We start from the raw sequence: 2,502 nt of genomic DNA, 5'->3' as shown, positions 1-2,502 counted from the left end.
CGCGGCGCTGGTGACGACGGCGATGCTGGGGCTGGCGGCGTTCCTGCTGGCCGCCACGAGCGGCTTCTACAAAAGCGAACAAAGACTGCTCTGGGACGCCCCGGAGGTCGGCCCGGCCGCGATCGCGAACGCGACGGCGCTGATGTTCGTCGCCTTCGCCGGATACGGACGTCTGGCGACGCTGGGGGAGGAGGTGACCGACCCCGCCCGCAACATTCCGCGGGCGGTTCTGATCACTCTGGCGATCACCGCGGCGCTCTATCTGGCCGTCGCGGCCGCCGTCAGCCTGACTGCCCGGCACTTCCCGCCCGAGTTGCTCCGATCGCAGAACCCGCTGGCCGCGCTGTCGGCGCGAATGCTCCGGCCGACGGGGGCGCCGGTCCTCCTCACCGCCGGTGCCGTCGCCGCCCTCGGCGGGTCGCTGCTCAACCTCCTTCTCGGGCTGTCGCGGGTGGTATTGGCGATGGCCCGGCGGGGGGAGATGCCGGAGTGGTTCGCGGCGGTCGAGGGGAACTCGCCCCGACGGGCCGTGTGGGTGGTGGGCCTGTGCGTGGCGTTCGTGGCCGCGTTCGGCAGCGTGAAGCTCGCGTGGAGCGTCTCCGCCTGTGCCGTGCTGCTGTATTACGGCCTGACGAACGCCGCGGCGCTCCGCCTGCCTGCCGAACACCGACGCTACCCGCGGGCGATCGCGTGGGTCGGGCTGGCGGGGTGCGCGTCGCTGGCGTGGTTCGTCACCCCGACGGCCGCGGCGATCGTCGGCGGTTGGCTGTTGGCGGGGGTCGGGTGGAAGGGGATGATAGCTCGCAAGAAGGCGAGCGGGGGGCGTCAGCCCCCTGTGTCATCGAACGCCTGCGAACGCTCAGCGGGCTAACGCCCGCCGCTCGCCTCCTTCCCCCTTCCTCCTTCCCCCTTCCACCCCACATGCGTCGTCGGTTCGCCCCGCCCGATCCCGCCGCGGCGCTGACGGACCGGCTGATCTCGCAGCAGATCGCGCCCGGCAGTCGGGTGCTGGATCTCGGCTGCGAGGACGGTCGGTTGCTGGCGAAGCTGCGCGACGACGCCGGCTGCCGGGTCACCGGCGTGGAGGTGAACGAGGACGCCTTCGTCGACGCCCTCCGCCGCGGCGTGCCGGTGCTGCGGTTCGACCTGGACGAAGGCCTGCCCGACCTGCCGGACGGCGGGTTCGACGTGGCGGTGCTCTCGCAGACGCTCCAGCAGGTCAAGCAGCCGCACGTGGTGCTGCGGGAGATGTTGCGGGTCGCCCCGCGGGCGGTGGTGGTGGTGCCGAACTTCGGTCATTGGCGGGTGCGGGCGCAGCTGCTGTTCGGCGGCCGGGCGCCGGTGACGAACGCCCTGCCGCACGCCTGGTACGACACGCCGAACCTGCACGTGATGACGCTGCGGGACATGCGGGATCTCGCCGCGGACCTCGGCGTGCGGATCGCCGCCGAACAACCGATCCGCGCCGGCCGCGCCGCCGACCGCCTCGTCTGGCCGAACCTCCGCGCCGACAGCGTGCTGTTCGTCCTGGAACGCGGACAAGCCGAGTGACGAGACCGTCCGTCCTCCCCTCTCCCCCCGGCGTTCCCCAACTGGGGGCGAGGGGAGACAATTGAATCGTCCCCGTTCGATCGACCGCAAAATCGCCTCGCGGTCTGATCTCAAACATTTCGTTTGATCCTCTGCGGAAGGGGCGAATCGATCTTGAGGCGCCGCCGCGGCGCGGGACGATATCGGAGCATATCTGTTCGCCTGAACACACTCCCGATCCCGCCGCCATGTCCGCTCCGCCGTCGCCTGCCCGTCGCTCACCTGTCCGCCCGCCCGCGCCGGCGCCGCCGCGGTTGGTCGCGGAGGTCGCGGCGTTGCGGAGCGAGGTGCGGGGCTTGGGGGCGGAGGTGCGCACGCTGGGCGGGGAGGTGCGTCGGATGGGGCGCACCGACTGGCCGGCGGTGCTGACGGCGGGGGGACTCGCCGCGACCGTGCTGGCCGGGCTGGGGACGCTGGCCCTGGACCCGTTGAAGGCCGAAGCCGCCCGCTCCGGCACCGCCGTCGATGCCGTCCGCGGCGAGGTGCACGCGTTGGCCGACGAGGTCCGCGACCACACGCTCCACGGCCACCCCGCCGCCGACGCCCGGCTGAACGCACTGGAACGCCGCGCCCGGCCGTGACGGTTCGATTGCGAGAACCGTTCTCCCCTCTCCCTCAGGGAGAGGGGCCGGGGGTGAGGGTGGGCGAGCTTTCGCACGCGGTCGTTCCCCGGACGTCTGACGCCCGACCAGTGAAGAGCGGCGGCGACGTGAAGGGCGATCGGTCGGTTCCAGCCCCCTCACCCCCGACCCCTCTCCCCCAAAAAGGGGGAGAGGGGAGGAAAAAAACCTGCCTCACCGCCCGGCGGCGACGCGACTTGGCGGGGTGGGAGAAGCGGTCCATTGCAGGACGCGGCCGTCTTCGCCGCCGGTCAGCATCGCGGCGCCGTCCGGGGCGACGGCGACGCGATGC

Annotated in this window: 3 protein-coding genes; all 3 read left to right on the top strand. The window is 72.3% G+C overall.

The window, feature by feature from the left end; genetic code table 11:
- A partial coding sequence (locus LzC2_RS21115; RefSeq protein ID WP_171189998.1) for an APC family permease occupies positions 1-871 on the top strand: 871 nt, incomplete at its 5' end.
- 50 nt (positions 872-921) lie between these two features.
- On the top strand, positions 922-1,551 hold the full coding sequence (metW, locus tag LzC2_RS21110) for a methionine biosynthesis protein MetW (protein ID WP_171189997.1): 630 nt from the start codon (positions 922-924) through the stop codon (positions 1,549-1,551).
- Positions 1,552-1,778: 227 nt separating this feature from the next.
- Positions 1,779-2,171 (top strand): hypothetical protein, encoded by a 393-nt coding sequence (locus tag LzC2_RS21105; protein ID WP_171189996.1) that lies wholly within the window; start codon positions 1,779-1,781, stop codon positions 2,169-2,171.
- Positions 2,172-2,502: the final 331 nt, after the last annotated feature.

Source organism: Alienimonas chondri (assembly GCF_013036045.1).
Taxonomy (GTDB): domain Bacteria; phylum Planctomycetota; class Planctomycetia; order Planctomycetales; family Planctomycetaceae; genus Alienimonas; species Alienimonas chondri.
This window is presented reverse-complemented; position numbering and strand designations above follow the sequence as displayed.